The following is a 26,662-nucleotide window of genomic DNA, read 5'->3' as shown; positions in this document are numbered from 1 at the left end:
GCAACGAAGGCGGCGGCAAGGGCGGCGGCGGTGATCAGGGTCTTGGCGAAGAGGTTCGAGGTCATGATGTTCTCCATTCACTTTGAGGATCCGCGCTGGGGCGGAATCGAATCGGTACGCTTTGGAAGCCTTCGTTCTTTCTGGTAGTTATCTACTAGTAGATAGAYTGGTTGGCCCAAAAAAACGGGGATTCCCCGGGTGTTGCGCTGGATCCTCTTTCCTGCTTCAGCTTTCTTGCTGGGGCGGAGCAGTGGCTTCCATGTCCTGAATATTATCTACTGGTAGATAGATAGTCAAGGGGTTTTTTCAACGCTCCTGAAAGTCGATGAGGCGGCACTTCGTTCAGGACAGAAAAACGGCGGCGCAACGTCACCGTTGCACCGCCGCTTTCAGGGCCAGGCGACCACTACCCGGATCGTCTTACCGCACCCGCCCTTCCTTCCAGGCCTGCAGCAGCTTGTCGTAGGCGATGGTCTCGCCCTTGGGCTTCTCGTTGGCCAGCTTCTTCCAGGGCGCGTGGTCATCCGACAGCCATTTGGCGGGATCGCTCTTGGGGTTCAGCTTGGGCGCGCAGTTCGTCATGCCGGCGCGCTGCAACCGTCCCATCACCTGGTCCATTTCCTCGGCCAGGTTGTCCATGGCGGCCTGCGGCGTCTTCTCTCCGGTGACGGCTGTCGCCACATTCTTCCACCACAACTGAGCCAGCTTGGGATAGTCAGGCACGTTGGTCCCGGTGGGCGTCCACGCGACCCGTGCCGGGCTGCGGTAGAACTCGATCAGGCCGCCGTACTGCGCCGCGTTCTTGGTGAGGTAGTCGTGGTGGATATCGCTGTCGCGGATAAAGGTCAGGCCGGTGAGCGACTTCTTCAGCGATACCGTCTTCGAGGTCACGAACTGCGCGTAGAGCCACGCCGCCGCGAGACGGTTGGGATCGGTGTTCTTGAAGAAGGTCCAGGAGCCTACGTCCTGGTAGCCGTTCTGCATGCCCTGCTTCCAGTACGGGCCATAGGGCGACGGCGCCATGCGCCATTTGGGCGTGCCATCGGCGTTGACCACCGGCAGGCCCTTCTTGGTCATATCGGCGGTGAACGCCGTGTACCAGAAGATCTGCTGCGCCACCTGCCCTTGCGCCGGCACCGGGCCGGCTTCAGAGAAGGTCATGCCCATGGCCTGCGGCGGCGCGTACTTCTTCATCCAGTCGATGTACTTGGTGAGCGCATAGACCGCGGCCGGGCTGTTGGTGGCGCCGCCGCGCGATACCGAAGCGCCCTCCGGCGTGCACTTGTCGGCGCCCACGCGGATGCCCCACTCATCGACCGGCATGCCGTTGGGCAGGCCTTTGTCGGCCGAACCGGCCATCGACAGCCAGGCGTCGGTGAAACGCCAGCCGAGCGACGGATCCTTCTTGCCGTAATCCATATGGCCGAAGACCTTCTTGCCGTCGAGTTCCTTGACATCGTTGGAGAAGAAATTGGCGATGTCCTCGTACGCGGACCAGTTGGTGGGCACACCCAGGTCATAGCCGTACTTGGCCTTGAACTTGTCCTGCAGGTCCTTGCGCGCGAACCAGTCGGCACGGAACCAGTACAGGTTGGCGAACTGCTGGTCGGGCAACTGGTAGAGCTTGCCGTCCGGCGCCGTGGTGAACTTGGTGCCGATGAAGTCCTTCACGTCCAGCCCCGGATTGGTCCACTCCTTGCCGGCGCCGGCCATATAGTCGGTCAGCGGCAGGATGGCGCCATAGCGGTAGTGGGTGCCGATCAGGTCGGAGTCGGAAATCCAGCCGTCGTAGATGGACTTGCCCGACTGCATGGAGGTCTGCAGCTTCTCCACCACGTCGCCTTCCTGGATGATGTCGTGCTTGACCTGGATGCCGGTGATTTCCTCGAAGGCCTTGGCCAGCGTCTTGGATTCGTACTCGTGGGTGGTGATGGTCTCGGAAACCACGCTGATCTGCGTGACGCCCTTGGCCTTGAGCTTGGCGGCCGCGTCCATGAACCACTTCATCTCGGCGAGCTGCTTGTCCTTGGAGAGCGTCGACGGCTGGAACTCGCTGTCGACCCACTTCCTGGCCTCGGCCTCGCCCGCCCACGCGGCGTGGCCGCAGGCTAGCGCCGCCGCGCAGGCCAGCGCCGTCATGCCCAACTTCACGTGCACCTTCATGAACGTCTCCTCGAGAATCCCCCTCCCTGCTCTTTGTCTGGGACGCGGTCCGGGGAAGGTGCAGGCCGCCATGCCCATTGACGAAAAATCCGTCGCTTTATTCTTGCCGGCCCGGGTTGCCGGCGAACCATGCGAGCCTCAGCCCTTGCGCATCACCAATGCCAGCGCAAGCATCGAAATCACCAGGCTGATCCAGATCGAAGGCTCCTCCGCCAGCGAAAACCACGCCATCATCTTCTCGCCCAGGCCCACCCAGGCCAGGTTGATCCAGGCGGCGCACATCAGTCCGATGAACAACCGGTCGCCCCTGGTGGTAGCGATGGGCAGGAAGCCCTTGCGCTCCATGGTGGGCGCGCGCGTCTCCCACACCGTCATGCCCACCAGCATCAGCGCGATGCAGACGAAGAACACGGCCACCGGGGTGGTCCATACCATCCAGCTGAACATGCGTTCTCCTCCTTACACGCGGCCCATCGCGAAGCCCTTCGCGATGTAGTGCCGCACAAACCAGATCACGATGCCGCCGGGCACGATGGTCAGCACCCCGGCCGCGGCCAGCACGCCCCAGTCCATGCCGGAGGCCGACACCGTGCGCGTCATGGTGGCGACGATGGGCTTGGCGTTGACCGATGTCAGCGTGCGCGCCAGCAGCAGTTCCACCCAGCTGAACATGAAGCAGAAGAATGCGGCCACGCCCACGCCCGCCTTGATCAGCGGCAGGAAGATGGTCATGAAGAAGCGCGGAAAGGAGTAGCCATCCACATAGGCGGTCTCGTCGATCTCGCGCGGCACGCCCGACATGAAGCCCTCCAGGATCCACACCGCCAGCGGCACGTTGAACACCAGGTGGGCCAGCGCCACGCCCAGGTGCGTATCCATCAGCCCGATCGTCGTATAGAGCTGGAAGAACGGCAGGAGGAACACCGCCGGCGGCGTCATGCGGTTGGTCAGCAGCCAGAAGAACACATGCTTGTCGCCGATGAACTGGTATCGCGAAAACGCATAGGCAGCGGGCAGCGCCACGGTGATCGAGATCACCGTGTTCATCGCCACGTAGATCATCGAGTTGATATAGCCCGAGTACCAGGACGCGTCGGTGAAGATGGTCTTGTAGTGCTCCAGCGTGAAATCGTTTGGCCACAGCGACAGCGTGGAGACGATCTCTTCGTTGGACTTGAACGACATGTTCAGCATCCAGTAGATCGGCAGGATGGCGAACACCAGGTACCCCAGCAGGAATACCGCGCGCCAGTAGGTGGCGTTCCGATTGGCTTCACGCATGAGGCATGTCCTCGCTGCCGGCGGTGCCCGCGCGCTGCATCCAGTTATAGAGGATGAAACACGTGAGCAGGATGATCAGGAAGTAGATGATGGAGAACGCCGCGGCCGGCCCGAGATCGAACTGGCCCACGGCCTTCTGCGTCAGGAATTGCGACAGGAAGGTGGTGGCGTTGCCGGGGCCGCCCCCGGTCAGCACGAAGGGCTCGGTGTAGATCATGAAGCTGTCCATGAAACGCAGCAGCACCGCGATCATCAGCACGCCGCGCAGCTTGGGCAGCTGGATGTAGCGGAACACCGCCAGGCGCGAGGCGCCGTCGATCTGCGCGGCCTGGTAGTAGGCATCGGGAATCGCGCGCAGGCCGGCATAGCACAGCAGCGCCACCAGCGGCGTCCAGTGCCAGACATCCATCACCAGCACCGTGAACCAGGCGTCCACCGCGCTGCCGGTGTAGTTGTAGTCGAACCCCATCCCGGCGAGCGCAGCGCCCAGCAAGCCGATGTCGGTACGTCCGAAGATCTGCCAGATCGTGCCAACCACATTCCACGGGATCAGCAGCGACAGCGCGATCACCACCAGCACCGCCGATGCCTTCACCCCTTTGGCCGGCATCGACAGCGCCAGCAGGATGCCCAGCGGGATCTCCACCACCAGCACCGCCAGCGAGAAGCCGAGCTGGCGCAGCAGCGCATCGTGCAGCTCGCCGTCGCGCAGCACCGTGCGGAACCATTCGGTGCCGACGAACACGCGGCGTTCGGGCGAGATGATGTCCTGCACCGAGTAATTGACAATGGTCATCAGCGGCAGGATGGCGGAGAAYGCCACGCACAGCACCACCGGGATCACCAGCAGCCAGGCCTTCTGGTTGACGGGCTTCAGCGTGCTCATGCAACCAGCTCCTCGTTGACGTAGTAACAGGTATGACGGTTGAACACGGACAGCCACACGGTCTCGCCCGCCTGCAGCGCCACGGCTTCGTTGCCGAGCCGCCCGCGCACCGTGGCAGCGTGGCCGGAGGCATCCCGCACGCTGGCGGTGACCAGCCAGTAGGTGCCGATGTCCTGCGCGCGCTCCACCCGCGCCGGCACGGCCTGCGGATCGGTGCTGGCGGCCAGCCGCAGGTACTCGGGGCGCACGCCCACCTGGAACGTGCCGGCCGCCTGCAGTGCCGCGGCCGTGGCCGGCACCAGTTCGGGGAAATAGCGCCGCCCGGCGATCTCGATGGCACCGTCGCGCCATTGGCCCGCCAGGAAATTCATGCCCGGCGAGCCGATGAAATTGCCGACAAAGGTATGCGCCGGCCGCTCGAACAAGGCTTCGGCCGATCCCACCTGCACCGCCTTGCCCCGCGACATCACCAGCACTTGCTCGGCAAAGGTAAGCGCCTCGGTCTGGTCATGCGTGACGTAGATCAGGGTCAGCCGGAACTCGTGATGGATTTCCTTGAGCTTGCGGCGCAACTGCCATTTGAGGTGGGGATCGATCACCGTGAGCGGCTCGTCGAACAGGATGGCCGATACGTCCTGGCGCACCAGCCCGCGCCCGAGCGAGATCTTCTGCTTGGCATCGGCCGCCAGGCCGCTCGCGCGGCGGTCCAGCGCAGCGGACAAGTCGAGCATCTCGGCCACGCGGCCAACGCGCTCCTTCACCTGCGCCGGTGCCACGCCGCGGTTGCGCAGCGGAAAAGCCAGGTTTTCGCCTACCGTCATGGTGTCGTAGATCACCGGGAACTGGAACACCTGGGCGATATTGCGCGCCTGCGGGGTGGCCGCGGTCACTTCGCGGCCATCGAAGGAGACGGTGCCGTGCGAGGGCCGCTGCAGGCCGGAAATGCAATTGAGCAGGGTGGTCTTGCCGCAGCCGGAAGGCCCGAGCAAGGCGTAGGCGCCGCCGTCGTTGAAGGTGAACTTCAACGGCAGCAGCGCATAGTCTTCGTCCGATTGCGGTTCGGGCCGGTAGGAATGGGACAGGTCGAGGTCGATGCGCGCCATCTCAGGCTCCCAGCTCGGCAGCCGCCGGCGCCACCCTGCCCGGCCGCCTGGGCGCGTGGATGCGCGTGCCACCGGCATCGAACAGGTAGAGCTGCGCGGGATCGAGATGCAGCGTGAGCGGCGCCCCGAGTTCCAGATCTACCACGCCGGGAAACTGCGCCACCAGGTTGCCCACCGGCGAGTCCATATGCACGAAGGTATCCGATCCGGACAGCTCCGCCAGCGCCACGCGGCCGGCCACCGGCACGGAGCCGGGCACGGCATCCAGCCGCAATGCACCGGCCCGCACGCCAACCGTCACCGCGCCGGCGTGGGTCGCCGCTTCGGGCAGCGGGAGGGTAATGCCGCCCGCCAGCGCGAGCGCGCCTGCCTGCATCTCGCCCGCCATCAGGTTCATCGGAGGATCGCTGAAGGCGCGCGCCACGCGCAGCGAGGCGGGATAGTGGAAGACTTCCGGCGTCGGCCCGTACTGCAGCAGTTCGCCCGCGTCCAGCACCGCGGTGTGGCCGCCCAGCAGCAATGCCTCCGACGGCTCCGTCGTGGCGTAGATCACCGTGGCATTGCCATGGGCGAAGAGCTGCGTCAGCTCCTCGCGCAGTTCTTCGCGCAGCTTGTAGTCCAGGTTGACCAGGGGCTCGTCCAGCAGCATCAGCGGCGCGCCCTTGGCCAGCGCGCGCGCCAGCGCCACGCGTTGCTGCTGCCCGCCGGAGAGCTCCGCGGGAAGGCGGTCGAGCAGGTGCTCGATATGCAGCCGGGCGGCAAGCGCGCGTACCTGCCCATCGATGTCCTTGGCGCGGCGCAGCTTGAGCGGCGAGGCGATATTGTCGAAAACGCTCAGCGAGGGGTAGTTGATGAACTGCTGGTAGACCATGGAGACATTGCGCTCCCGTACGGGCATGCCGGTCACGTCCACGCCGTCCACCTCTACCCGGCCGGCGCTGGGCCGGTCCAGCCCCGCCATGACCCGCATCAATGAAGTCTTGCCGGCCTGCGTGGCACCGAGCAGAATAGTTACCGCGCCCGGCACGGGCGACAAAGACATGGGATACAGATACGCCTGCGAGCCTGCCTGCTGGGCGATGCCTTCCAATCTGAGCTGCATCGGGTCTCCGGGGTTCGACATGCTGTTCCGCGCCGCCGGACCTGCATCGACGCAGACGCACAAATCTTTGCTTCCGCTCGTTTTAGTTCAAAAACGAACATAAAACAATCATGCACTGCATCATTTGTTTTCGTTTGTGTTTGAACTAGAATGCCGGCATGACGCTAAATCCACGCCAGACCGCCCTGCTTGAAGAGGTTCGCAACCAGGGCTTCGCTTCCATCGACGAACTTGCGCGCAAGTTCGGCGTGACCCTGCAGACAGTTCGCCGCGACGTCAACATGCTGGCCGAAAGCGGCATGCTGGCGCGCTTTCACGGTGGCGTGCGGGTCGAGGGCTCGACGGTGGAGAACATCGCCTATCGCCAGCGCCAGGTGCTCAATGCCGAAGGCAAGGCGCGCATTGCGCGCACCGTGGCCAGCGCGGTGCCCGAGGGTTGCTCGCTGATCCTCAATATCGGCACCACGGTGGAAGAAATCGCACGCGAGCTGATGCATCACCGCGGGCTGCGCGTGATCACCAACAACCTGAACGTGGCCAGCATCCTGGCCGACAACCCCGATTGCGAGGTCATCGTCGCCGGCGGGGTGCTGCGCTCGCRCGACCGCGGCATCGTGGGCGAGGCCACGGTGGAGTTCATCAGCCAGTTCAAGGTGGATATCGGCCTGATCGGCATTTCGGGCATCGAGGCCGATGGCACGCTGCGCGACTACGATTTTCGCGAAGTGAAGGTGGCGCGGACCATCATCGAGCATTCGCGCGAAGTCTGGCTGGCGGCGGATGCCAGCAAGTTCAACCGGCAAGCCATGGTGGAACTGGCGCATCTCTCGGAGATCGACCGGCTCTTCACCGATCAGCCGCTGAAGCCGCCGTTCGAGAGCATGCTGGAAGAAAGCGGAGTGAGCTGTGTGGTCGCGCAGGCGTGAGCGCGCCGACCGGCAGCGTCCAGGCTGGCGAGGCGGTGCCGGCGCGGCTGGCGCCGGGCACCTGGTGATGGGCTTACTTGAAGACGACGGTCTTGTGGCCGTTGAGCAGGATGCGGTGCTCGGCATGCCATTTGACGGCGCGCGCCAGGGCCACGCATTCCACGTCGCGGCCCACCGCCGTGAGCTGCTCGGGATCCATGCTGTGGTCCACGCGCTCGATTTCCTGCTCGATGATCGGGCCTTCGTCCAGCGCGGCCGTCACGTAGTGGGCGGTGGCGCCGATCAGCTTCACGCCGCGGTCGTGCGCCTGGTAGTAAGGCTTGGCGCCCTTGAAGCTGGGCAGGAAAGAGTGGTGGATATTGATGGCGCGGCCGGCCAGCTTGCGGCACAGGTCGTCGGACAGCACCTGCATGTAGCGCGCCAGCACCACCAGGTCGATGTTCTGCTCCTGCACGATCTCGAACACCTTGTTTTCCTGCGCGGCCTTCTGCTCGGCCGAGGCGTTCATCATCGGCAGGTGGAAGAACGGAATATCGTACGACGCCGCCAGCTGGTAGAAATCGCGGTGGTTCGACACGATGGCGGCGATCTCCACCGGCAGGCCGCTGGCCTTGGCGCGGAACAGCAGGTCGTTCAGGCAATGGCCGATCTTCGACACCATGATCATCACGCGCGGCTTGACGCTGGCGTCGAACAGGTCCCACTGCATGGCGAACTGGTCGCCGACCGGCGCGAAGGCGGCCTTCAGCGTGGGCAGGTCGGGGCCGCCGGCGGCCGGCGTGAAGTGCACCCGCATGAAGAAGCGGCCGGTGAACTCATCGCCGAACTGGTCGGAATCGACGATATTGCAGCCGTGCTGGAACAGCAGGCCCGAGACGGCATGGACGATGCCCGGCTGGTCCGGGCAGGAGATGGTGAGAATGAATCCGGTATTGCTCATCGTGTGTTGTTCTGTCGTGTGCGCGCCGATCATGGGCGGGGGGTGCCGGGCACGCTCCAGCCGCGGCGGTTGAGCGCATCCAGCGTCACCAGGGTCGCATCGACCGTCATGGCGCCATCCGCCATGATAGCAAGCAATGCCTCCGGCTCGATACGGCGGTGCTCGGCCACCTCGCCGTCGCGGTTATGCGGCACGAAATCCGGCGGCAGCGGCAAGTCGTACACATATACGGCTTCCCACTGCACGCCTTCGGGAATTTCGCGCAGGACTTCGATCACTCCGTGCGACTCGGCACGCCGCGCCAGCGCCGGCGGGATGCCGGATTCCTCGTCGCACTCGCGCACCAGCGTGGCGAGCGGATCGCTGCCGTGCGGCATGCCGCCTGCGACCAGGTTGTCCCACATCCCCGGATCGACCGCCTTGGCCGCGCTGCGGCGTGAAATCCACAAGGCGCGTTCGCCGGCAATCACGCCATTCATGTGCGAGGCGAAGGTCAGCAGCCCGAGAAAACGCGCCGCCGCGCGTTCGATGGTGGCAAAAGCCAGCGCCTCCAGCGCGGGCGTGACGGCGAACAGTTCGTCGCGCCAGCCACGCACATGGCCGGTATCCGCCAGCCAGCGCGCCAGCACCGCCAGCGTGGCGCTGCGCGCCGCAAAGTCGCCGCAAGACGGCAGCAGCGCCACGCTGCCGTCTTGCGAATCGCCCAGCACGCCCGGCACWGCCTCCTGCGCGCGCAGGATGCCGGCATGCGCGCGCGGCAGCCAGCCAACCTGGCGCCCTGCCACCGTCAGCCGCAGATGGGCTTCGGCATCGAAGGGGCTGCGCGCGGCGAGCGATCCGCTAATGCGGGAAATGGCGGAAACGCCGGTATCGCGGACTTGGCTGTCGGGCAAGGTATCGGACATGAATGATCTCGGCGGCCGGCAAGGCACGCCCGTAAAAGTATTTCCAGGACAAAACGCATGACGCAAATTCAGCCGCCGGGCCTGCCGCAATTCATACTGGCGCTCGACCAGGGCACCAGCAGCTCGGGCGCCATCCTGTTCGATCACGCCGGCAATGTGGYGCGGRTCGCSCAGCGCGARTTCCGGCAATATTAYCCGCAYCCYGGSCAYGTCGAGCACGATCCCTAYGARATCTGGCARTCGCAGCTGGCSGTGGCSCACGAGGTGCTCAACGATGCCGGCGTCTCGGCCAGCCAGATTCGCGCCATCGGCATTACCAACCAGCGCGAGACCACCGTGCTGTGGGACCGCCAGACCGGCGAGCCGATCGGCCGCGCGCTGGTCTGGCAGGATCGCCGCACGGCGCCGATGTGCGAGACGCTGCAGGCCGAGGGCCACGGCGACCTGTTCCGCGACAAGACCGGCCTGATCCTCGACGCCTATTTTTCCGGCACCAAGCTGCGCTGGATGCTGGACAACACCGAAGGCGCGCGCGAACGCGCCGAGCGCGGTGAGCTGGCCTTCGGCACGGTCGACAGCTGGCTGATCTGGCAGCTCACGGACGGCAAGCGCCACGTCACCGATGTATCCAACGCCTCGCGCACGCTGCTGTTCAACATCCACACCTTCCAGTGGGACGACGCCCTGCTCGGCCTGCTTGATATCCCGCGCAGCCTGCTGCCCGAGGTAGTGCCTTCCAGCGGCGAGGTGGCACGCACCGCACTGAGGCTGTTCGGCGCGGAGATCCCGATCGCCGGCATCGCCGGCGACCAGCAGGCCGCCACCTACGGCCAGGCCTGCCACGCGCCCGGCATGGCCAAGAACACCTACGGCACCGGCTGCTTCCTGCTGATGAACACGGGGTCGCAGCCGGTGACTTCGCACAACCGGTTGCTGACCACCATCGGCTGGCAACTGGGCGGAACGGCGCCGGCCGCCAGCCGCACGCAATATTGCCTGGAGGGCGGCGTATTCATGGGCGGCGCCACCATCCAGTGGCTGCGCGACGGCTTGCAGATCATCAACAGCGCACCCGAAGTCGAACCGCTGGCGCGCCAGTGCGACGACACCGACGGCGTGGTGCTGGTGCCAGCCTTCGCCGGCCTGGGCGCGCCGCACTGGGACCCGTTCGCGCGCGGCACGCTGGTGGGCCTCACGCGCGGCAGCGGACGCCCTCACATCGCCCGCGCCGCGCTGGAATCGATCGCGCTGCAAAGCGTGGACGTGCTGGACGCCATGCAGAAGGACGCCGGCATCTCGCTGGCCGAACTGCGCGTGGACGGCGGCGCTTCGCGCAGCGATCTGCTGATGCAGATGCAGGCCGACCTGCTCGGCACGGCCGTGGTGCGCCCGCGCGTGACCGAGACCACGGCGCTCGGCGCCGCCTACCTGGCGGGGCTGGCCACCGGCTACTGGAGCGGCGAGGAAGAGATCGCCAGCCAGTGGCAGGTGGAGCACCGCTTCGAGCCCAACCTGTCCGCGGATGCGCGCGCTTACCGGCTGTGGCGCTGGCATCGCGCGGTAGAACGCGCGCGCGACTGGGCCCGCGAGGACAGCGCGCCGCCCCGATCGGCAAACTGAGCGCGGGCGGGCCACATCCCGCGCAACCGGCATAACCGGCGGAACCGCGCAACGCAATCAGCGCCCGCCATCAGCATTCGCATCAAACAAGGAATCATGCAGAAACTGTCTACTCCCATCCTGCCGCCAGACCGCGCCGCCCTGCTCGCCACCCTCGAGCGCGAGCCGAAGTGGGATGTGATCGTCATCGGCGGCGGCGCCACCGGCCTGGGCACGGCGGTGGATGCCGCCTCGCGCGGCTACCGCACGCTGCTGGTGGAAGCCGCCGACTTCGCCAAGGGCACGTCCAGCAAGGCCACCAAGCTGGTCCATGGCGGCGTGCGCTACCTCGCGCAGGGCAATATCAGCCTGGTGCGCGAGGCGCTCCACGAGCGCGGCCTGCTGGCCCGCAACGCGCCCCATCTGGTATGGCCGCTCGGCTTCGTGGTACCTGCCTACCAGTTGTTCGACCAGCCCTTCTACGGCATCGGCCTGAAGCTCTATGACATGCTGGCCGGCGGACTCAACCTGTCCGGCAGCCGCTGGCTGAACCACCGCGAGACGCTGGCGGCGGCACCGACCCTGGCCGAGCACGTGGGGGGCCGGCCCCTGCGCGGCGGCAATCTGTACTTCGACGGGCAGTTCGACGACGCCCGCCTGGCCATCGCGCTGATGCGCACGCTGTTCGATGTGGGCGGCACGGCCATCAACTACCTGCGCGTGAGCGGATTGTCACAGCGCAATGGCGTGATTGACGGCGTCACCGTGCAGGACGTGCTGGGCGGCGCCAGCTTCGACCTCAAGGCGCCCTGTGTGATCAACGCCACCGGCGTCTGGGTCGATGCCATCCGCCAGATGGAAGACGGCAACGCGCGCAGCATGGTGGCGCCCAGCCAGGGCGTGCATCTGACGCTGCCGCGCAGCTTCCTGCCCGGCGACCGCGCCATCCTGATCCCCAAGACCGACGACGGCCGCGTGCTGTTCGTGGTGCCCTGGAACGGCCACACCATCGTCGGCACCACCGATACCCCGCGCCAGGACCTGCCGCTGGAGCCCCATGCCGGCGCCGACGATGTCGACTTCATCCTGGAGACCGCCGCGCGCTACCTGTCGCGCACGCCCACCCGCGCCGACGTGACCAGCGTCTGGGCCGGCCTGCGCCCGCTGGTCAAGGCCACCGGCGAAGCCTCCACCGCCTCGCTCTCGCGCGAGCACACCATCCTGGTCTCCAAGGCCGGCCTGATCACCGTCACCGGCGGCAAATGGACCACCTACCGCAAGATGGCCGAGGACGTGGTGGGCACGGCAATCCAGCGCCAGATGCTGCCGGCCGCGCCATGCGTGACCGCGGAACTGCCGCTGCATGGCTCGCAAGGCTTGCCAGCCGACCTGCCCCCGTCCGGCAGCGGTTCGCCCGACCGCTACTACGGCAACGAACTCGGCATGCTGCGCGCGCTGCCGGGCAACGACGAATTGCTGGTGCCCGGCTCCGGGCTCACTGCCGCCCATGTGCGCTTTGCCGCGCGCTTCGAGCTGGCGCGGCGGGTCGAAGACGTGCTGGCGCGCCGCAATCGCGCACTATTCCTGGAAGCCAGCGCCGCCAGCGCGGCAGCGCCCCGGGTAGCCGAGATCCTGGCCGAGGAGCTTGGTCACGACGCCGCCTGGCAATCCGCCGAGGTGGACAGTTTCCGAGGTCTCGCAAGCAGCTATATGCTGGCCTGAAGGCGACGCCGCCCCACGGGAAACGCGGCCGTCACACCCTGGCCTGTTTCATCGGCACCTGATCAACAAGGAAACCACATGTCCCTTCGTTCGCTCCTGCGCCGCGCCGCCAACTGCGCTCTCGCCGGCGCCATCTGCCTGGCCGCGGCCCCCGCCTTCGCCAGGCCCGGCATCGACGGCGTGCGCTTCGACCCGGCCCGCACCGTGCGCTACCAGTGCGACGAAGGCAAACAGCTCACGGCGCGCTACTTCAACAGCGCAGACAACCAGATCGCCATCCTGCGGCTGGACGGCAAGCCGCTGCTCTTCGTCAGCGTGCTCACCGGCTCTGGCGCCCGCTATGCGCATGGTGCCCACCTGTGGATCACCAAGGGCGACGAAGGCATGCTGGAGGACCTGACCAAGGGCGAAAACGCACCGCCGGTCTACGCCAACTGCCGTGCGGTCAAGTAGACCATCTCCAGAACATTTTGGTGCTGACGCCCCGGTCGAGCGATAATGCGGGTTATCGAATCAGGGAGAACACCATGGACGAGATTGATGATCTGTCCGATCTGCCGATGCCCCGCTTTATCTGGGGCTTCGCGATCTTCACGCCCAAGGGCGGCGAGGTCATGCATGACGAATTTGAATATCTGACCCATACCCGCGCGCCGCGCTTCACGTGCCGGGTGGTCGAACTGGAAGACATGCCGGTCGACAGCGAGGAAACCGGCATCGACGGGCGCATCGTGCACTACGACGAGCCGGGCCGCCTGTTCTACATCTCCGACGCCGGCATCGCCCTGGTGAACTTTGAGTTGTTCGACAAAGTGCCGGAGAAGCAGAAACTCAAGAAGATCTGCGACGAAGCCATCGAAAACTGGATGTTACGGCGCGATTTCCTCGATTCGGAGGAAGGCGAAGAGGACTGAGCGTCCCTTTACCCCTTTGCCCACACCGAGGGATAACGGCCGGCAGGTCGTTATCCCCAGGCCCCGCCTGGCGTCTCCGCCGGGCAGCCGAATTCCCCCGACTCCCCTCCCCCGTCCTTCCCGCCGCTCCCGGCTGAGCCGTCCCTTGCGCGGCAAACCCGCTGCCCCTGGCATGCGCAGAGTTCCTACATTCGTCAGCCGCATCCTACAACGCAAGGGGAAGCCGCCGGACACCGCGCCAGATCCGCCCTGCTTATAGTGGAACCATGGAAAACACGGAAGAAAGGAAGGAAATCATGCCCTACATCCTCGCCTGGTTGCTCGGTGTCCCGGCCTTCGTGCTGCTGCTGATCTGGCTGTTCGTGCATTAAGTTGCGAGCTTGCCGATCCGGCGCATAACCCGGACCCCGGATAGCAAAACGCCCGCTGATATGCCAGCGGGCGTTTTGTTTTTACCATTCAGCGTTTCGCGCCACCCTGTGAATGAAGGCGCACATGTTTCAGCGTTTCATCCCAGACCGCGTCCACGCGGATATCAGCCTGCCGCGTCCTGCGCGGGCAGGCCGCGTTCCAGCGCTTCCTTGAGCAGGCCGCTCATGCCACCGGCATGCGCCGGAGCCAGCGCCTGCAGGCGCTTGACCAGTTCAGCGTCGAGCTTGCAGGCAAACGGCACCAGGCCTTGTTCCTGGTCGAGCCGGCGCTGTTCGCGGCGATCGACCTTGGCCGGGCCGGTATCGCGCCCGGCGCGGAGGGCGGCGGACAGCTTCAGGCTGTTGGCCAGCTTCAGTGCTTTGTTCTTTTCGAGGTCGGTCTTTTTCACGGCATGTTCCGCTAGAGTCTGTCTGGGGCGGTATTGTACGCAGGTCGGCGGCAGGTCCCGCTTTGTATTGCGCGCGCTGCACAGCGCGCGCACGCCCGGCACCCGCGCCCCACGTCCCGAGACTACCTCGGACCGCGCCTATTCCGCCTCCCTCACCTCGATCAACTCCGCCGCCACACGCTCGATCTCCGCGTAGACGGGAAGCGCCTCGTCCGGGCCGGTACAGCCGACGCCGGTCGCACTGGCTTCGTCAGCGCCGGGCGGATGAAAGACAAACGCCATGCCGGGCTGCCACCTCGGATCGTTCTTCAGGCTTTCATTGAGGATTGCCAGATACTGGCCGCGAGTGAACACGTGCTTGGACATCTTCACCTCCGAATAATTTGTCGGGATCGTAGCATGGCGCGAGGCCTGATCCGGGTGAGCCTCGATACACGCGCACGATCATGCATGCGATGATCGCGTGGCTTTTGCCGGAATCGAGCCGCTATCGATGCAACATCGATAAGACATTGCCAAAACAACGATAAGACAAAGGATGAGACAAATGATACGTAGCACATTGCCAGTGCTTGCGGTCGCGTTGCTGGCCGCTTGCGCGGCCCCGGAGTCGACGCAGAGCGCCGCCCCGCTCACGACCCGTTTTTCCACCGCGCAACTGGACGCCATGAGCACACGCGTGCGTGCCGATGTCGCGCAGGGCCGTATTCCCGGCGCCGTGTACCTGCTCGCACGCAACGGCAAAATCGTCGATACGCAGTCCATCGGCTGGCAGGATGCGGCCGGCAAGGTACCGATGCGGTCCGACTCGATCTTCCGCATCTATTCGATGAGCAAGCCAATCGTCTCGGTGGCCGTGATGATGATGGTCGAGGACGGACGCCTGCAGCTTGCCGATCCGGTCTCCAGGTACCTGCCCGAACTCAAGGGCCTGCGGGTCGGCGTGGAGAAGACCGACGCCGCCGGCAAGCCCGTGCTGGAACTGGTGCCAGCCCAGCGCGAGATGACAGTGCAGGACCTGATGCGCCATACGTCGGGGCTGACCTATGGCGTGTTCGGCAAGTCGCTGGTCAAGGAGGAATACAAGCGCCTGGACGTGGATGCCACAGAGCAAAGCAATACGGAATTCATTAGCCGTCTCGCCAAGGTGCCGCTGCAGTTTCAGCCGGGCACCACCTGGGAGTACAGCCGCTCCACCGATGTGCTGGGCGCCTTGCTGGAACGCGTGTCGGGCCAGACCCTGGCGGCGCATCTGCAGCAGCGCATCTTCACGCCCTTGCAGATGAAGGACACTGGCTTCTGGGTTCCGCAGGCCCAGCAGGCCCGCATCGCCGAGCCCTTTGCCATCGACCCCGACAGCAAGGTACCGGTCGGGCTGATCGATGTGCGCCACGCGCCGAAACTCGAATCGGGTGGCGGCGGGCTGGTGTCGACCGCGGCGGATTACTTCCGCTTTGCCCAGATGCTGCTCAACGGCGGCGAAATCGACGGCGTGCGCCTGCTCTCGCCGAAGACGGTCGCCTATATGACTGCCGACCACCTCGGCACGATTGCCGGGCCTTCGCTGGCGCGCGGCCCGGCCTACCTGCCGGGTCCGGGCTATGGCTTCGGCCTCGGTTTCGGCACGCGCACGGGCACTGGCGAGGCAGCCACGCCGGGGTCGGTTGGCGACTACTACTGGGGCGGAGTCGGGGGCACCTACTTCTGGGTCGACCCGAAGGAGAAGACCGTGGCGATCTGGATGATGCAGGCGCCCGGGCAGCGTGAGTACTACCGCGCCTGGTTCCGGAACAAGGTGTATAGCGCCATGACGCCGTGATGCGCGGATGACAGGACCGGCGCGCACGCGCCGGTAGCGATGGCATGGCGACGCGGCCGCCTGCCGCCGCATTGGAGCGCCGGCGCCAGCCGGCCTCCCCCCCTACAGCGCGCTGACGGACTCGCCCGGCACCAGGCCGTTGATGATGTCCTCGCCGAACTTCACCGCGCCGCGGCGCGCGGTGCCGATATTGTCCCAGGGCGCCGCGGCAAGCCGGAACACGCGCGAACGCTCGGTGCCCGGCTCATGTCCTTCGCGGCAGATAACCACGGAAGCATTGAAACTGCGATCCGGCCGGCGCTCTGGCCAGGTGCGCTCAGCCTGGTGGCGATAGATCAGCGGATAGAGATCGAAACCCTTGTAGCGGGTAAATGGTCCAGTGTCCAACTTGCGCTCCCCTAGTGATGGTTGAATGGCGAATGCGGCCTGCCGGCGCCGCACCGCAGCGGATTCGCCTCGCCCTGTTCCCGGGCGATGGCGACAATACCTTCATGCTGCCTTCAGGTTGCCTTCAGGTCTGTATCGACCAGCCAGGCCCCTTGCCGTTCTTGTCGCTCTCGTGCCGCCAGCGGCAACCGCAATCGGCACAGGTGTAGGTGGCAAAGGTGATCGCGGGCTGGCCGCGCGGCTTGATGCGCTGCGTGTCCGTCAATAGCAGCCGGGGATGCCCCGTGCCGCCGATCGAGCCAGGCTGGATCTGCGCACAGGCCTCGCACATGCTCATCATCGCTCCCGCGCCTTGCGCGTGCACTTCGTCCCCGCGTGCCGGCCTCGCACCGCCAGTGCGAGGAACCGCATCGCCAATACCGTGCGGCTATCTATCCGCCGCCATCGCCTTGAGCTGCGCGTCGCCGGCTACGCGCGCAGCATCCGATGTGGTGAAGGTATCGTCCGAAACAATGGTGCGCTTGAGCAACTGCGCAGAGAAATCGACCAGGGTGATTACCCATACATAGCGCCCCGCCTGGGGGGCTGTCTGGACAATAGCCTGCAGGTGCGGCGTGGAATCCTTAGCCATGATGCTCCTCCGGAGGATCGCATCAGGGCACTTTAGCACGAGTTGCGCATGAGGCGGCTGCAACGCCTCCTCGGCCGGGACACGCGACGCTCACGGCGCGCTCAGACCACTTGCTGTCCGCGCAGCGTCTCCAGATCGGCCGCCGTCAGGCCCAGTTCGCCGTAGAAGGCGTCGTTGTGCTCGCCCACCGCCGGGCCGCTGCGGGGCGCCGGCGGCTGGTGGCCGGAAAACCGCGGCACCATGCAAGGCGCGGGAATCGAGCCGAGATCGGGATCGGGCAAGCGGACGATCGCGCCGCGTGCCTGGAAATGCGGATCCCGCATGATATCGGCGATGGTGAATATCTTGCTGAACGGGATCTCGCGCGCGCCGAGCGCCTGCGCCACTGCCGCGTAGTCATGCGTGGCGAACCATGTCTTGATGACGGCATCGAGCGCATCCAGATGGCGCACGCGCTCCGGGTTGCTGGCATAGCGCGGGTCGTCCGCCATGCCGGCCTCGCCGATGGCATGGCAAAGGCGGCGGAAGATCGGGTCCGACGAGGCTACCAGCGAAACCCAGTGGCCATCCGCCGTGGCGTACATATTGGACGGCGCGGTGTAGGTGGCACGATTGCCGGCGCGCTGGCGCACCTGCCCCAGTTGCTCGTACTCCACGGCGAGCGGCTCCAGCAAACGGAACAATGCCTCAGTCGCCGACAGGTCGATCTCGCGRCCGTGCACGCCATTGCCACGATCCTGCGCGCGCCGGCTGTCGGCCACGGCGGCCGCAATCGAAAACGCACCGAACAGCCCCGCCACCATATCGCCCATCGGATAGTTCATGTGCAACGGCGGGCCGCAGGGATCGCCCACCAGGTTGGTGAAGCCGCTCATCGCTTCGAACACGCGCGCAAAACCCGCGCGACCAGCATACGGCCCGGTCTGCCCGAAGCCGGTCAGGCGCAGGATCGTCAAGCGCGGGTTGGCGGCGTGCAGCGTCCCGGCATCCAGGCCCCAGCGATCCAGCGTGCCGGTACGGAAGTTCTCCACCAGCACGTCGAACTGCGGCAGCATCTTGAGAAACAGTGCGCGGCCCTCCGGTTTGCGCACGTCGAGCGTGATGCCGCGCTTGCCGCGATTGGTGACCTTCCAGTAAAGCGGCAGCTTATCCTTGACCGGCGCCAGCCCACGCAGCGGATCGGTGCCGTCGGGCAACTCGAGCTTGACGACTTCCGCGCCCATGTCGGCGCACAGCGTGCTGGCAAACGGGGCGGCCACAACCGTGGCCATGTCGAGGATGCGCACGCCGGCCAGCGGCCCGCCTTGATGCGCGGCAGCCGCGTCTTGATCTGTGTGGTTCATGATGGAGTCGGGGGAACGAGTCTTGTGTGGTGGGCAATAGCAGGAGCTCGCACAAGCGCTGCCCGGACCTATCGCATTGCGCGGCGTAACGCTGGGCGTTTTCGTCATGGCCGCCATGGCCGGACCCTGAACTTGGCTATGCATACCTGCTGCATATCTGCTTAGTCGAGCGTGGTGCCGGTCGACTTCACCAGCGCAGCCCACCATGCCGTATCGCTACGGATCTGCGCGGCGAACTGTTCGGGCGTATTGCCGACCGGTTCCGCGCCCAGGTCCACCAGGCGCTTGCGCATCTGCGGCCTGGCCAGGATCTTTGCGGTCGCGTCATGCAGCCTGGCAATGATCGGGCGCGGCGTGCCGGCCGGAGCCATCAGCCCCTTCCATGCCGTCACCACGTAGCCCTTCAGGCCGGCCTCCTCCATCGTCGGCACATCGGGGAGCGCACTGGCGCGTTTGTCGCTCGCCACCGCCAGGGCACGCAGGCGGCCCGACTGGACATACGGCAACAGCGCGGGCATGTTGTCGATCATCATCGTAATGTGCCCGGCGATCAGGTCGGCCACCGCAGGGCCGCTGCCCTTGTACGGCACGTGCTGCAGCTTGATGCCCGCGGACTGGTTCAGCAACTCGCCCGCAAGCTGCGCCGGCGAGCCGTTTCCGGGCGAGCCAAAGCTGAGCGTTCCGGGCCTGGTCTTGGCGTAGGCGATGAACTCCTTGAGATTGAGCGCCGGAATCGAAGGGTTGACCACCATCAGGTTGTGTTCGCGCGCGAGCATCGTGACTGGCGCCAGATCGCGCACCGGGTCATAGGACATGCGAGGGTAAAGGCTGGGGTTGATGACGGTGGCCCCCGCCGCAGCGAGCAGCAGCGTGTAGCCGTCGGGCGCTGCCTTGGCCACCGCATCGCCGCCGATATTGCCGCCCGCGCCGGCCTTGTTCTCCACGACCACGGACTGCCCGAGTTCCTCCTTCAACTGTTCGGCCAGCAAGCGCGCGAGCGTATCGGTGGAGCCGCCCGGCGGGAACGGCACGACCAGCCGGATCACCTTAGCGGGATAAGCCGCCTCGGCCAGCGCGGGTTGCACGAGTCCAAGCGTGGCCAGCAGGACAGCGCCTGCCGCAAGCATGGTTTTCAACATGGTGTCTCCTTGACGGTATGACGCCACCTGGCGCGACCGCCGGCGGCTGCTCTTTCTTGACGAAACCGAACGATTACGACGCGCTCGCGGCAGCAGCCAGCGCGAGCGTGCGTTTGGCGATATTGAGTTGGTGGATCTGGCTGGTGCCTTCGTACAGCCGGAACAGGCGCACGTCGCGATAGAAGCGTTCGATGCCGAAATCGGCGATATAACCGTAGCCGCCAAACATCTGCACGCAGCGGTCGGCCACGCGCCCGCACATCTCGGAAGCGAAGTACTTGCAGATCGAAGCCTGCATGGTGACGTCCTCGCCGCGATCGCGCTGACGCGCCGTTTCCATGATCAGCGCGCGCGCCGCGTGGATCTCGGTCTGGCAGTCGGCAATCATCGCCTGCACCAGCTGGAATTCCGCCAGCGGCTGGCCGAACTGCTGGCGCCCGGCAACGAACCGGATCGCCTCGTCGAGCATGCGGATGGCCGGCCCGGTGCACAGCGCGGCCAGGTGGATGCGCTGCTTGTTGAGCACCTTCATCGCGGTGCGAAAGCCCTGCCCTTCCTCGCCGCCGATGAGGTTGGAGGCCGGCACGCGGCAGTCGCTGAAATGCACTTCGGACACCGGCGAGCCCTCCTGCCCCATCTTGCGGTAGGGCTGCCCGGTACTCAGTCCCGGCGTGCCGCGTTCGACGATGAACGCCGAGATGCCGGCCGCGCCGGCGCGCGCGGGATCGGTGCGCGCCATGACCGTGAACAAGCCGGCGATGGGCGCATTGGTGATGAAACACTTGGTGCCGTTGATCACGTAATGATCGCCTTCGCGCCGCGCGGAAGTCGTCAGCGCCGTGGCGTCCGAGCCGGCCTCCGGCTCGGTCAGCGCGAAGGAGCCGGTCAGCTCCCCGCTGGCCAGCAAAGGCAGGTAGCGGCGCTTCTGCGCCGCCGTGCCGTCCGCCACCAGCGCCTCGGAGCCAATGCCGGTATTGGTGCCCACCCGCGCACGGAAGGCCACCGAGCATTGCGACAGCTCCAGCGCCGCCAGCACCAGCTCCTCGGTCGTCATGCCGGCGCCGCCGTACTCCTCGGGAATCGAAAATCCGAACAGGCCCATCCCGGCCATTTCCCGCACCAGCGGCTCGGGCACATCGTCCAGCCTGGCGACTTCGGCCTCACGCGGCACCAGCCGCTCGCGCACGAAACGCCGCAATTCGGCCAGGAAGGCTTGGAAGGCATCCGGTTCCCTGATCATCTGTCTTGCTCCATCCGGTCATTGCCGCCGGGATCGGCCGCATGCAAACCAGCGTAGCAATCCGTGCCTGGAAAGCGGATCGATGTTTTGCTATCTTGAACGCAGGCCATGCGCGCCGGGCGCATCAATGGCTATGATGGATGCATGCCACGCCCATGCGGCCTGCCCGCGCCCTCCGCCGTTTCCGCCCCCCCAAATCATGCCGCCCCGTCCCCATCACCCCGACCCCGCCTTCGCCACCACGCTGGCCCACGGCCTGGCGCTGCTGGAGTGCTTCCGAGTGGGCGAGCCGGTCATGAGCAACAAGCAACTGGTGGAACGCACCGGGCTGTCCAAGGCCACGATCAGCCGCCTGACCTACACGCTGGCGGCACGCGGGTTGCTGCTCTACGACACGGAGCTGCGCCGCTACCGGCTGGGTTCCACCGCGCTCTCGCTGGGCTACCCGCTGCTGGCCAGCCTCAAGGTCAGGCAGCTCGCGCGGCCGCTGATGAAGGCACTCGCCGACCAGGTCGGCGGCTCGGTCTCGCTGGGCCTGCGCGACCGGCTGCAGATGGTCTATGTGGAAACCAGCCGCGGCCACGACGCCATCGCCTTCCGGCCCGATATCGGCGCATCCCTGCCCATGCTCGCCACCGCCATGGGGCGGGCATGGCTGTGCCAGGCGTCCCCGGTGGAACGGGAGCCGGTGCTGGCGGCACTACGCGTGGCCGATGCAGGGCAATGGCAGGCTCACGCGCCCGCGCTGGACGCCGCGGCGCATGATCTTGCCACGCTCGGATTCTGCCTCTCGCGCGGGGAATGGCAGCGCGACGTGCATGCAGTGGCCGTGCCGATGCGCGCCGAAATCGATGGCGAGACGCTGGTCTTCAATTGCGGCGTGCCCGGCGCCAGGATGACACCGCGCAAGCTCGAACGCGAGATGGGGCCGCGCCTGCTGCGGCTGGTCCGGCGCGTGGAAAAGGAACTGGGGACATCGTGATGGCAGCGACGCCTTCCCAGATTGCACCCGCAGCGGACCAGGACAATGCCGCCGACCGCCAGTTCGCCACCACGCTAGCGCACGGCATCGATATCCTGCTGTCCTACCGTGCCGGCGAGTCCCTGCTCGGCAACAAGGATTTCGCGCAACGCACCGGCCAGTCGCGATCGGCCGTGGCCAGGCTCACGCACACGCTGACCGTGCTCGGCTACCTGCGCCGTGACGCCACCCAGGCCAAGTACCGGCTGGGCGCGCCGGTGCTCTCGCTCGGCTATCCGCTGCTGGCCAGCATGCATATCCGCCAGCTCGCGCGGCCGCTGATGAAGGAACTCGCTGATCGCATTGGCGGCGCGGTCTCGCTCGGCATGCGTGACCGCACGCAGATGATCTATGTCGAAACCGCCCGCTCCACCGACAGTCTTGTCGTCACGCCGGACATTGGCGCAGCGCTGCCAATGCTCACCACGGCCATCGGCAAAGCCTGGTTGTGCAAGGCGCCCGCGGCGGAGCGCGACAGCGTGCTCAACCGCCTGCGCCTGCAAGACCCGGAAGCCTTCATTCGATTCCATCCACAGCTAGCGAACTTGCGCCAGGACTTCGAAGCCAAGGGCTACTGCGTGAATCGCGGTGAATGGCGCGGCGATGTGTATGCCTTTGCGGTGCCGTTATTCAGGCCGGTGGATTCCCAATGGCTGGTCTTCAACTGTGGCGTGTCGGCACAGGCAGGGTCGTTTGCCATGCGCGAACGCGAAGTCGCACCGGGGCTGCTGACCCTGGTGCGTAGCGTGGAGGACTTGCTGGGGATGCGGTGAGTGCGCGGGTTCGATACAGGATGCCGGACACCGGACTCAATGCTCGAAATCGAGCCCACCAAGCAGCACCGTGGGATCCGCTTGCGAACGCGTCCCGAAATCGATCTGCCGCGGCGTCTGCCACGCGCGCATCTTGCCCGCCAGGGCCGCGAGATAGTGCTCGAACTTCTCCGCGCCGCCGGCAGCGAACAACGCCTCGACCTCGAGACTGTCCCACGACAGGTAGACGTTCAACTGGTGCGCGAACCGCCGCGGTTCATCGAACGGTTCGCCGCAGAGATGGACCCGCGCGGGGCAGTCGGACGTCTCGTCTGGTATGACCTCCACGCGGATACGCTGCTTGAACAGATTCGCTATCGTCTCGGCGATTCGCGGGGCAAACTCCGCGTTGAAACGCGGTGCGATGTCATGGCTCACTGAATGTCTCTTCCCGGTTTTTGAGGATCGTAGCACGGGGCGTTCGCCCCGGCGGCGCCGGGATTGCGAGTCGATTTCCAGACGATCGCCGCGTGCGCCAGGGAGCACAAGCGCCCGGGATGCTATCGCGCAAAAGCAGGTTGACCCCGCCATTTGCTGACCTATACTGAAAACCTGCCGGCTGAGACACGCAGTAGCAATGCGAAGGTAAGCGGCAGAATGATCCCCCTGGCCAATATGGCAGTGAGATCAAGCGTGCCAGATAGGCATGCAAGTCCGAACCGGATCCCAGTGAGTTTGCCGACCCGGTTCGGATCCCCCCGCAGTTGCGGGAAACAACAAGCACCTCCACGAGGTGCTTTTTTATTGCCCGGAGCGAACCTTGGGAACGGACTGCAGACCCAGGCCCCGCTTTCGCTGGCCGGCGGAGCACAACGAAGCGGAGCTACCGGCGCAAACCCGAACGCATTGCAACGCCGCAGACAGACAAAGAAAAAGGGCTGGGCCATCGTTTCCAATGACCCAGCCCTTGATCCATGACCCACGGGTTAAGAAGCGCTAACCCGCAAAGCCTTACAGTATAAGTGGCGGAGAGACGGGGATTCGAACCCCGGATAGGCTATTAACCTATACACGCTTTCCAGGCGTGCGACTTAAACCGCTCATCCATCTCTCCAGCAAGTCCACGAGTATATCAGAGGGTTATCCGGAAAATCTAGTGTTTCCTGCTCCGCCGGCCTAACCACGCCGCAGGTACGTCACCAGCCGGTCGATCACCGGGGCGTTGCGTGGTGTCAGGAGGCTGACCAGGATCGCCACGGCAAACCCGGCTGGCACGCCGAATGCGCCGGAGGCGATCGGGTCCACGCCGAACCAGCGGTTGCCGAAGATGCCCGTCATCCGGGTAAAGAACGGATAGTTGACGAAAATATAGTAGATCGACACGCTCAGCCCCGCCACCATCCCGGCGACCGCCCCCGCGGCTGTGGTGCGGCGCCAGAAGATCGCCAGCACCAGCACCGGGAAGAAACTGGAGGCCGCCAGCGAGAATGCCGCGCCGACCAGGAAAAGGATATTGCCGGGCCGCAGCGACGTGACGTAGGAGGCAAACAGCGCCACCCCGAGCAGCACGATCTTGGCGGTGGTGACGCGGCGCTGGTGGCTCGCGGTGCGGTCGATCATGTGATAGAAAACGTCGTGCGAGAGCGCATTGGCGATGGTGAGCAGCAGGCCGTCCGCGGTGGACAACGCCGCCGCCAGCGCACCGGCGGCAACCAGCCCCGAGACCACATAGGGCAAGCCGGCGATCTCCGGCGCGGCCAGCACGATCATGTCCGGCTGGATCAGGATCTCCGCCCACTGCACGATGCCGTCGCCATTGACATCGCGAATACCGAAGACGGGCGGGTCGACCTTGCGCCACTGCACCACCCACTGCGGCAACTCCGCGTACGGCGTGCCAACCAGGTGCTGGAAGAATTCGTACTTGACCAGCGCCGCGAGCGCCGGCGCGGAGACGTACAGCAGCGCGATGAAAAACACTGCCCAGGCCACCGAGTTGCGAGACTCCTTCACTGAAGGCGTGGTGTAGAGCCGGGTCAGGATATGCGGCAGGCTGGCCGTGCCAAGCATCAGGCAGAACACCAGCAACACGAAATTCAGCCGCTTGGTCTTGCGCTCTTCCTCCGAGGGCGACGGGTACGGTTCGGTCGACGGAATGGAGGGTTGGCTGCGCGCCAGGGCCTCCTCGCGCTGCTGGTTCCATTGCTGATGGGCTGTGGCGACATCGCGCGGAAATTCGATCCGTTCGCGCTCGACCGTCTTGATCTCGCGCAGCGGCGCGTTGCGCAAGCGCAGTTCCTGCAGGCGCGCGGACAACGCGTTGCGTTCGTCGTCGAACGATTGCGGCAACCTGGCGATGCGCTCCTGCATCTGGATGGCCTGCTGGCGATAGTGTTCGCGCACGGCCTGCTCGGCCGGGTCGCGCTCTATGCTGCGCTCGCGTGTGTCGATCTGCTGCAGCAGCGTGCCGTAGCTCAATTGCGGCAGCACTTCGTGATGATGCTTCCAGGCAATCATCGAGACCGTCACCAGGAAGGCCACGATCAGCATGATGTATTGCGCGACCTGGGTCCACGTCACCGCGCGCATGCCGCCGAGGAATGAGCAGACCAGTATCCCCGCCAGGCCGAAGAACACACCGACGGCARACTCCACGCCGATAAAGCGGGTGACGATCAGCCCTACCCCCTGGATCTGCGCTACCAGGTAGACGAAGGAACACAGCGACGCCGCCATCACGGCGATCGCGCGCACCGGCATGTTGCCGCCGGGCTTGCCGTTGCCATAGCGCGCGGCCAGGAAGTCGGGGATGGTGTAGCCGCCATACTTGCGCAGATAGGGCGCAAGCAGGAAGGCAACCAGGCAATAGCCGCCGGTCCAGCCCATCACATAGGCCAGGCCTTCGTAGCCCGACGCGAACAGGATGCCGGCCAGGCCGATGAAGGACGCCGCGCTCATCCAGTCGGCGGCGATCGCCATGCCGTTGAACAGCGCGGGGACGCGCCGTCCGGCTACATAGTATTCATTGAGGTCAGAGGTACGGCAGATCAGCCCGATGCACGCATAGATGGCGATGGTGACGAACAGGAAGACGTAACCGAGCCAGAGTGCATCGCCGCTGGAGCGCTCCAGCAGGCCCATCATGCCGATAAAGACAAACAGGCCGATCGTGAACAAGCCGTAGTACAGCAGCAGCCGTCGGCGAAAGCGCGACTGTTCGTCGGGCATGAGAGCAGTGGTTAAACAGGCGGGGTGGATGCGGAGGAAACCTGCCGGCACGCGCATGGCGCGCCGGCAGGTTGGCCGGGAACCCCGTTATTGTGCCTGCTTGAGCTGGTCCAGGATGGCGGGGTTTTCCAGGGTGGACGTGTCCTGGGTGATTTCTTCGTTCTTCGCGAGCGAGCGCAACAGGCGCCGCATGATCTTGCCGGAGCGCGTCTTGGGCAGGTTATCGCCGAAGCGGATGTCCTTGGGCTTGGCGATCGGGCCGATCTCCTTGCCCACCCAGTTGCGCAACTCGGCGGCGATCTGCTTGGCCTCTTCCTCGTTCGGACGGGAACGCTTGAGCACCACGAAGGCGCAGATGGCCTCGCCGGTCATGTCGTCCGGACGGCCAACCACCGCGGCTTCGGCCACGATCGGGTTGGACACCAGCGCGGACTCGATCTCCATCGTGCCCATGCGGTGACCCGAGACATTGAGCACGTCGTCGATGCGGCCCATGATGGTGAAGTAGCCGGTATCCTTGTCGCGGATCGAACCGTCGCCGGCGAGATAAAGCTTGCCACCGAGTTCTTCCGGGAAGTAGCTCTTCTTGAAGCGTTCCGGGTCGCCCCAGATGGTACGGATCATCGAAGGCCACGGGCGCTTGACCACCAGGATGCCGCCACTGCCATTGGGTACGTCCTGCCCGGTTTCATCGACGATTGCCGCGATGATGCCTGGCAGCGGCAAGGTGCAGGAAAGGAA

Annotated in this window: 27 protein-coding genes and 1 tRNA gene; 8 read left to right on the top strand and 20 right to left on the bottom strand. The window is 65.5% G+C overall.

The features are described from left to right. Window positions 1-420 precede the first annotated feature (420 nt). The 6 genes from AC1DN0_RS32550 to AC1DN0_RS32525 form a co-directional block, all read right to left on the bottom strand. Window positions 421-2,151 (bottom strand): ABC transporter substrate-binding protein, encoded by a 1,731-nt coding sequence (locus AC1DN0_RS32550; RefSeq protein WP_045235621.1) that lies wholly within the window; start codon window positions 2,149-2,151, stop codon window positions 421-423. Between the two features lie 150 nt (window positions 2,152-2,301). Continuing rightward, window positions 2,302-2,610, bottom strand: coding sequence for a DUF2160 domain-containing protein (locus AC1DN0_RS32545; RefSeq protein ID WP_045235528.1), 309 nt, complete (start codon window positions 2,608-2,610; stop codon window positions 2,302-2,304). A gap of 12 nt (window positions 2,611-2,622) precedes the next feature. Next, entirely contained in the window at window positions 2,623-3,444 is an 822-nt protein-coding gene (locus AC1DN0_RS32540) for a carbohydrate ABC transporter permease (RefSeq protein ID WP_276289910.1), read from the bottom strand. Further along, a complete protein-coding gene (locus AC1DN0_RS32535) occupies window positions 3,437-4,321 on the bottom strand; it encodes a carbohydrate ABC transporter permease (RefSeq protein ID WP_156176916.1) in 885 nt (294 codons plus the stop codon). Before AC1DN0_RS32535 ends, AC1DN0_RS32540 begins: the two co-directional genes overlap by 8 nt. Before the next feature lie 5 nt (window positions 4,322-4,326). Next, complete coding sequence (locus AC1DN0_RS32530) at window positions 4,327-5,433, bottom strand: ABC transporter ATP-binding protein (protein ID WP_441632621.1); 1,107 nt, start codon at window positions 5,431-5,433, stop codon at window positions 4,327-4,329. A 1-nt stretch (window position 5,434) separates the two neighbouring features. Beyond that, window positions 5,435-6,535, bottom strand: coding sequence for an ABC transporter ATP-binding protein (locus tag AC1DN0_RS32525; protein ID WP_441632619.1), 1,101 nt, complete (start codon window positions 6,533-6,535; stop codon window positions 5,435-5,437). Window positions 6,536-6,693: 158 nt separating this feature from the next. Between AC1DN0_RS32525 and AC1DN0_RS32520 the strand changes: the two genes are divergently transcribed. Beyond that, entirely contained in the window at window positions 6,694-7,461 is a 768-nt protein-coding gene (locus AC1DN0_RS32520) for a DeoR/GlpR family DNA-binding transcription regulator (protein ID WP_477146302.1), read from the top strand. A gap of 73 nt (window positions 7,462-7,534) precedes the next feature. Here the strand turns inward: AC1DN0_RS32520 and purU are convergent, their stop codons facing one another. Next, window positions 7,535-8,401 (bottom strand): formyltetrahydrofolate deformylase, encoded by an 867-nt coding sequence (purU, locus tag AC1DN0_RS32515; protein ID WP_045235622.1) that lies wholly within the window; start codon window positions 8,399-8,401, stop codon window positions 7,535-7,537. 29 nt (window positions 8,402-8,430) lie between these two features. Further along, window positions 8,431-9,306 (bottom strand): NUDIX hydrolase, encoded by an 876-nt coding sequence (locus tag AC1DN0_RS32510; protein WP_441632615.1) that lies wholly within the window; start codon window positions 9,304-9,306, stop codon window positions 8,431-8,433. Between the two features lie 57 nt (window positions 9,307-9,363). Here AC1DN0_RS32510 and glpK point away from each other — a divergent pair, with 57 nt between their 5' ends. The 4 genes from glpK (at window position 9,364) to AC1DN0_RS32490 (ending at window position 13,541) form a co-directional block, all read left to right on the top strand. Continuing rightward, the gene (glpK, locus tag AC1DN0_RS32505) at window positions 9,364-10,926 is read left to right on the top strand and encodes a glycerol kinase GlpK (protein ID WP_477146301.1); all 1,563 of its coding nucleotides are present in this window, start codon (window positions 9,364-9,366) and stop codon (window positions 10,924-10,926) included. Window positions 10,927-11,022: 96 nt separating this feature from the next. Then, window positions 11,023-12,627, top strand: a complete 1,605-nt coding sequence (locus tag AC1DN0_RS32500) for a glycerol-3-phosphate dehydrogenase/oxidase (protein WP_441632611.1) — start codon at window positions 11,023-11,025, stop codon at window positions 12,625-12,627. 78 nt (window positions 12,628-12,705) lie between these two features. Next, window positions 12,706-13,080, top strand: coding sequence for an MliC family protein (locus AC1DN0_RS32495; RefSeq protein WP_441632609.1), 375 nt, complete (start codon window positions 12,706-12,708; stop codon window positions 13,078-13,080). Between the two features lie 74 nt (window positions 13,081-13,154). Next, window positions 13,155-13,541, top strand: a complete 387-nt coding sequence (locus AC1DN0_RS32490; protein ID WP_045235538.1) for a hypothetical protein — start codon at window positions 13,155-13,157, stop codon at window positions 13,539-13,541. Window positions 13,542-14,076: 535 nt separating this feature from the next. On the opposite strand, the gene AC1DN0_RS32485 is transcribed toward AC1DN0_RS32490, so the two are convergent. Together AC1DN0_RS32485 and AC1DN0_RS32480 are read right to left on the bottom strand one after the other, a co-directional pair. Next, window positions 14,077-14,361 (bottom strand): hypothetical protein, encoded by a 285-nt coding sequence (locus tag AC1DN0_RS32485; protein WP_045235539.1) that lies wholly within the window; start codon window positions 14,359-14,361, stop codon window positions 14,077-14,079. A 138-nt stretch (window positions 14,362-14,499) separates the two neighbouring features. Further along, window positions 14,500-14,727 (bottom strand): hypothetical protein, encoded by a 228-nt coding sequence (locus tag AC1DN0_RS32480; protein WP_276289358.1) that lies wholly within the window; start codon window positions 14,725-14,727, stop codon window positions 14,500-14,502. Between the two features lie 181 nt (window positions 14,728-14,908). Here AC1DN0_RS32480 and AC1DN0_RS32475 point away from each other — a divergent pair, with 181 nt between their 5' ends. Beyond that, the gene (locus tag AC1DN0_RS32475; protein ID WP_441632604.1) at window positions 14,909-16,180 is read left to right on the top strand and encodes a serine hydrolase domain-containing protein; all 1,272 of its coding nucleotides are present in this window, start codon (window positions 14,909-14,911) and stop codon (window positions 16,178-16,180) included. A 102-nt stretch (window positions 16,181-16,282) separates the two neighbouring features. On the opposite strand, the gene AC1DN0_RS32470 is transcribed toward AC1DN0_RS32475, so the two are convergent. From AC1DN0_RS32470 to AC1DN0_RS32445, 6 genes are all read right to left on the bottom strand, one after another. Next, entirely contained in the window at window positions 16,283-16,567 is a 285-nt protein-coding gene (locus AC1DN0_RS32470) for a hypothetical protein (protein WP_045235542.1), read from the bottom strand. Window positions 16,568-16,691: 124 nt separating this feature from the next. Then, a complete protein-coding gene (locus tag AC1DN0_RS32465; protein ID WP_276289355.1) occupies window positions 16,692-16,907 on the bottom strand; it encodes a hypothetical protein in 216 nt (71 codons plus the stop codon). 87 nt (window positions 16,908-16,994) lie between these two features. Continuing rightward, window positions 16,995-17,198, bottom strand: coding sequence for a hypothetical protein (locus tag AC1DN0_RS32460; RefSeq protein ID WP_276289354.1), 204 nt, complete (start codon window positions 17,196-17,198; stop codon window positions 16,995-16,997). A 101-nt stretch (window positions 17,199-17,299) separates the two neighbouring features. Continuing rightward, entirely contained in the window at window positions 17,300-18,541 is a 1,242-nt protein-coding gene (locus AC1DN0_RS32455; protein ID WP_441632601.1) for a CaiB/BaiF CoA transferase family protein, read from the bottom strand. A 161-nt stretch (window positions 18,542-18,702) separates the two neighbouring features. Next, window positions 18,703-19,680 carry a Bug family tripartite tricarboxylate transporter substrate binding protein gene (locus AC1DN0_RS32450; protein ID WP_441632599.1) on the bottom strand — a complete coding sequence of 326 codons (978 nt, stop codon included), beginning with the start codon at window positions 19,678-19,680 and terminating at the stop codon, window positions 18,703-18,705. A 73-nt stretch (window positions 19,681-19,753) separates the two neighbouring features. Next, on the bottom strand, window positions 19,754-20,920 hold the full coding sequence (locus tag AC1DN0_RS32445) for an acyl-CoA dehydrogenase family protein (RefSeq protein WP_441632597.1): 1,167 nt from the start codon (window positions 20,918-20,920) through the stop codon (window positions 19,754-19,756). Window positions 20,921-21,119: 199 nt separating this feature from the next. Here AC1DN0_RS32445 and AC1DN0_RS32440 point away from each other — a divergent pair, with 199 nt between their 5' ends. Next, complete coding sequence (locus AC1DN0_RS32440) at window positions 21,120-21,902, top strand: IclR family transcriptional regulator (RefSeq protein ID WP_441632595.1); 783 nt, start codon at window positions 21,120-21,122, stop codon at window positions 21,900-21,902. Next, window positions 21,902-22,714, top strand: coding sequence for an IclR family transcriptional regulator (locus tag AC1DN0_RS32435; RefSeq protein ID WP_441632593.1), 813 nt, complete (start codon window positions 21,902-21,904; stop codon window positions 22,712-22,714). The genes AC1DN0_RS32440 and AC1DN0_RS32435 overlap by 1 nt, the downstream gene beginning before the upstream one ends. A 36-nt stretch (window positions 22,715-22,750) precedes the next feature. Here the strand turns inward: AC1DN0_RS32435 and AC1DN0_RS32430 are convergent, their stop codons facing one another. The 4 genes from AC1DN0_RS32430 to AC1DN0_RS32415 form a co-directional block, all read right to left on the bottom strand. Next, a complete protein-coding gene (locus AC1DN0_RS32430) occupies window positions 22,751-23,131 on the bottom strand; it encodes a DUF5594 family protein (protein WP_441632591.1) in 381 nt (126 codons plus the stop codon). 585 nt (window positions 23,132-23,716) lie between these two features. After that, window positions 23,717-23,807, bottom strand: a tRNA-Ser gene (locus AC1DN0_RS32425). A 62-nt stretch (window positions 23,808-23,869) separates the two neighbouring features. Further along, a complete protein-coding gene (locus AC1DN0_RS32420) occupies window positions 23,870-25,921 on the bottom strand; it encodes a sodium:solute symporter family protein (RefSeq protein WP_477146300.1) in 2,052 nt (683 codons plus the stop codon). Window positions 25,922-26,008: 87 nt separating this feature from the next. Continuing rightward, a partial coding sequence (locus tag AC1DN0_RS32415) for an AMP-binding enzyme (RefSeq protein ID WP_477146299.1) occupies window positions 26,009-26,662 on the bottom strand: 654 nt, incomplete at its 5' end.

The sequence above is a fragment of the Cupriavidus sp. 05N39 genome, assembly GCF_056397325.1.
Note: the sequence above shows the minus strand (reverse complement) of the source record. Positions and strands in the feature narration are given on the sequence as shown.

What these genes read in the sequence shown, in the direction of transcription:
- AC1DN0_RS32465 (WP_276289355.1), bottom strand. Translation starts at nt 16,907, where the DNA reads ATGATGAGCATGTGCGAGGCCTGTGCGCAGATCCAGCCTGGCTCGATC.
- AC1DN0_RS32495 (WP_441632609.1), top strand. Translation starts at nt 12,706, where the DNA reads ATGTCCCTTCGTTCGCTCCTGCGCCGCGCCGCCAACTGCGCTCTCGCC.
- AC1DN0_RS32440 (WP_441632595.1), top strand. Translation starts at nt 21,120, where the DNA reads ATGCCGCCCCGTCCCCATCACCCCGACCCCGCCTTCGCCACCACGCTG.
- AC1DN0_RS32545 (WP_045235528.1), bottom strand. Translation starts at nt 2,610, where the DNA reads ATGTTCAGCTGGATGGTATGGACCACCCCGGTGGCCGTGTTCTTCGTC.
- AC1DN0_RS32435 (WP_441632593.1), top strand. Translation starts at nt 21,902, where the DNA reads ATGGCAGCGACGCCTTCCCAGATTGCACCCGCAGCGGACCAGGACAAT.
- AC1DN0_RS32530 (WP_441632621.1), bottom strand. Translation starts at nt 5,433, where the DNA reads ATGGCGCGCATCGACCTCGACCTGTCCCATTCCTACCGGCCCGAACCG.
- AC1DN0_RS32500 (WP_441632611.1), top strand. Translation starts at nt 11,023, where the DNA reads ATGCAGAAACTGTCTACTCCCATCCTGCCGCCAGACCGCGCCGCCCTG.
- AC1DN0_RS32450 (WP_441632599.1), bottom strand. Translation starts at nt 19,680, where the DNA reads ATGTTGAAAACCATGCTTGCGGCAGGCGCTGTCCTGCTGGCCACGCTT.
- AC1DN0_RS32445 (WP_441632597.1), bottom strand. Translation starts at nt 20,920, where the DNA reads ATGATCAGGGAACCGGATGCCTTCCAAGCCTTCCTGGCCGAATTGCGG.
- purU (WP_045235622.1), bottom strand. Translation starts at nt 8,401, where the DNA reads ATGAGCAATACCGGATTCATTCTCACCATCTCCTGCCCGGACCAGCCG.
- AC1DN0_RS32525 (WP_441632619.1), bottom strand. Translation starts at nt 6,535, where the DNA reads ATGCAGCTCAGATTGGAAGGCATCGCCCAGCAGGCAGGCTCGCAGGCG.
- AC1DN0_RS32460 (WP_276289354.1), bottom strand. Translation starts at nt 17,198, where the DNA reads ATGGCTAAGGATTCCACGCCGCACCTGCAGGCTATTGTCCAGACAGCC.
- AC1DN0_RS32475 (WP_441632604.1), top strand. Translation starts at nt 14,909, where the DNA reads ATGATACGTAGCACATTGCCAGTGCTTGCGGTCGCGTTGCTGGCCGCT.
- AC1DN0_RS32490 (WP_045235538.1), top strand. Translation starts at nt 13,155, where the DNA reads ATGGACGAGATTGATGATCTGTCCGATCTGCCGATGCCCCGCTTTATC.
- AC1DN0_RS32540 (WP_276289910.1), bottom strand. Translation starts at nt 3,444, where the DNA reads ATGCGTGAAGCCAATCGGAACGCCACCTACTGGCGCGCGGTATTCCTG.
- AC1DN0_RS32480 (WP_276289358.1), bottom strand. Translation starts at nt 14,727, where the DNA reads ATGTCCAAGCACGTGTTCACTCGCGGCCAGTATCTGGCAATCCTCAAT.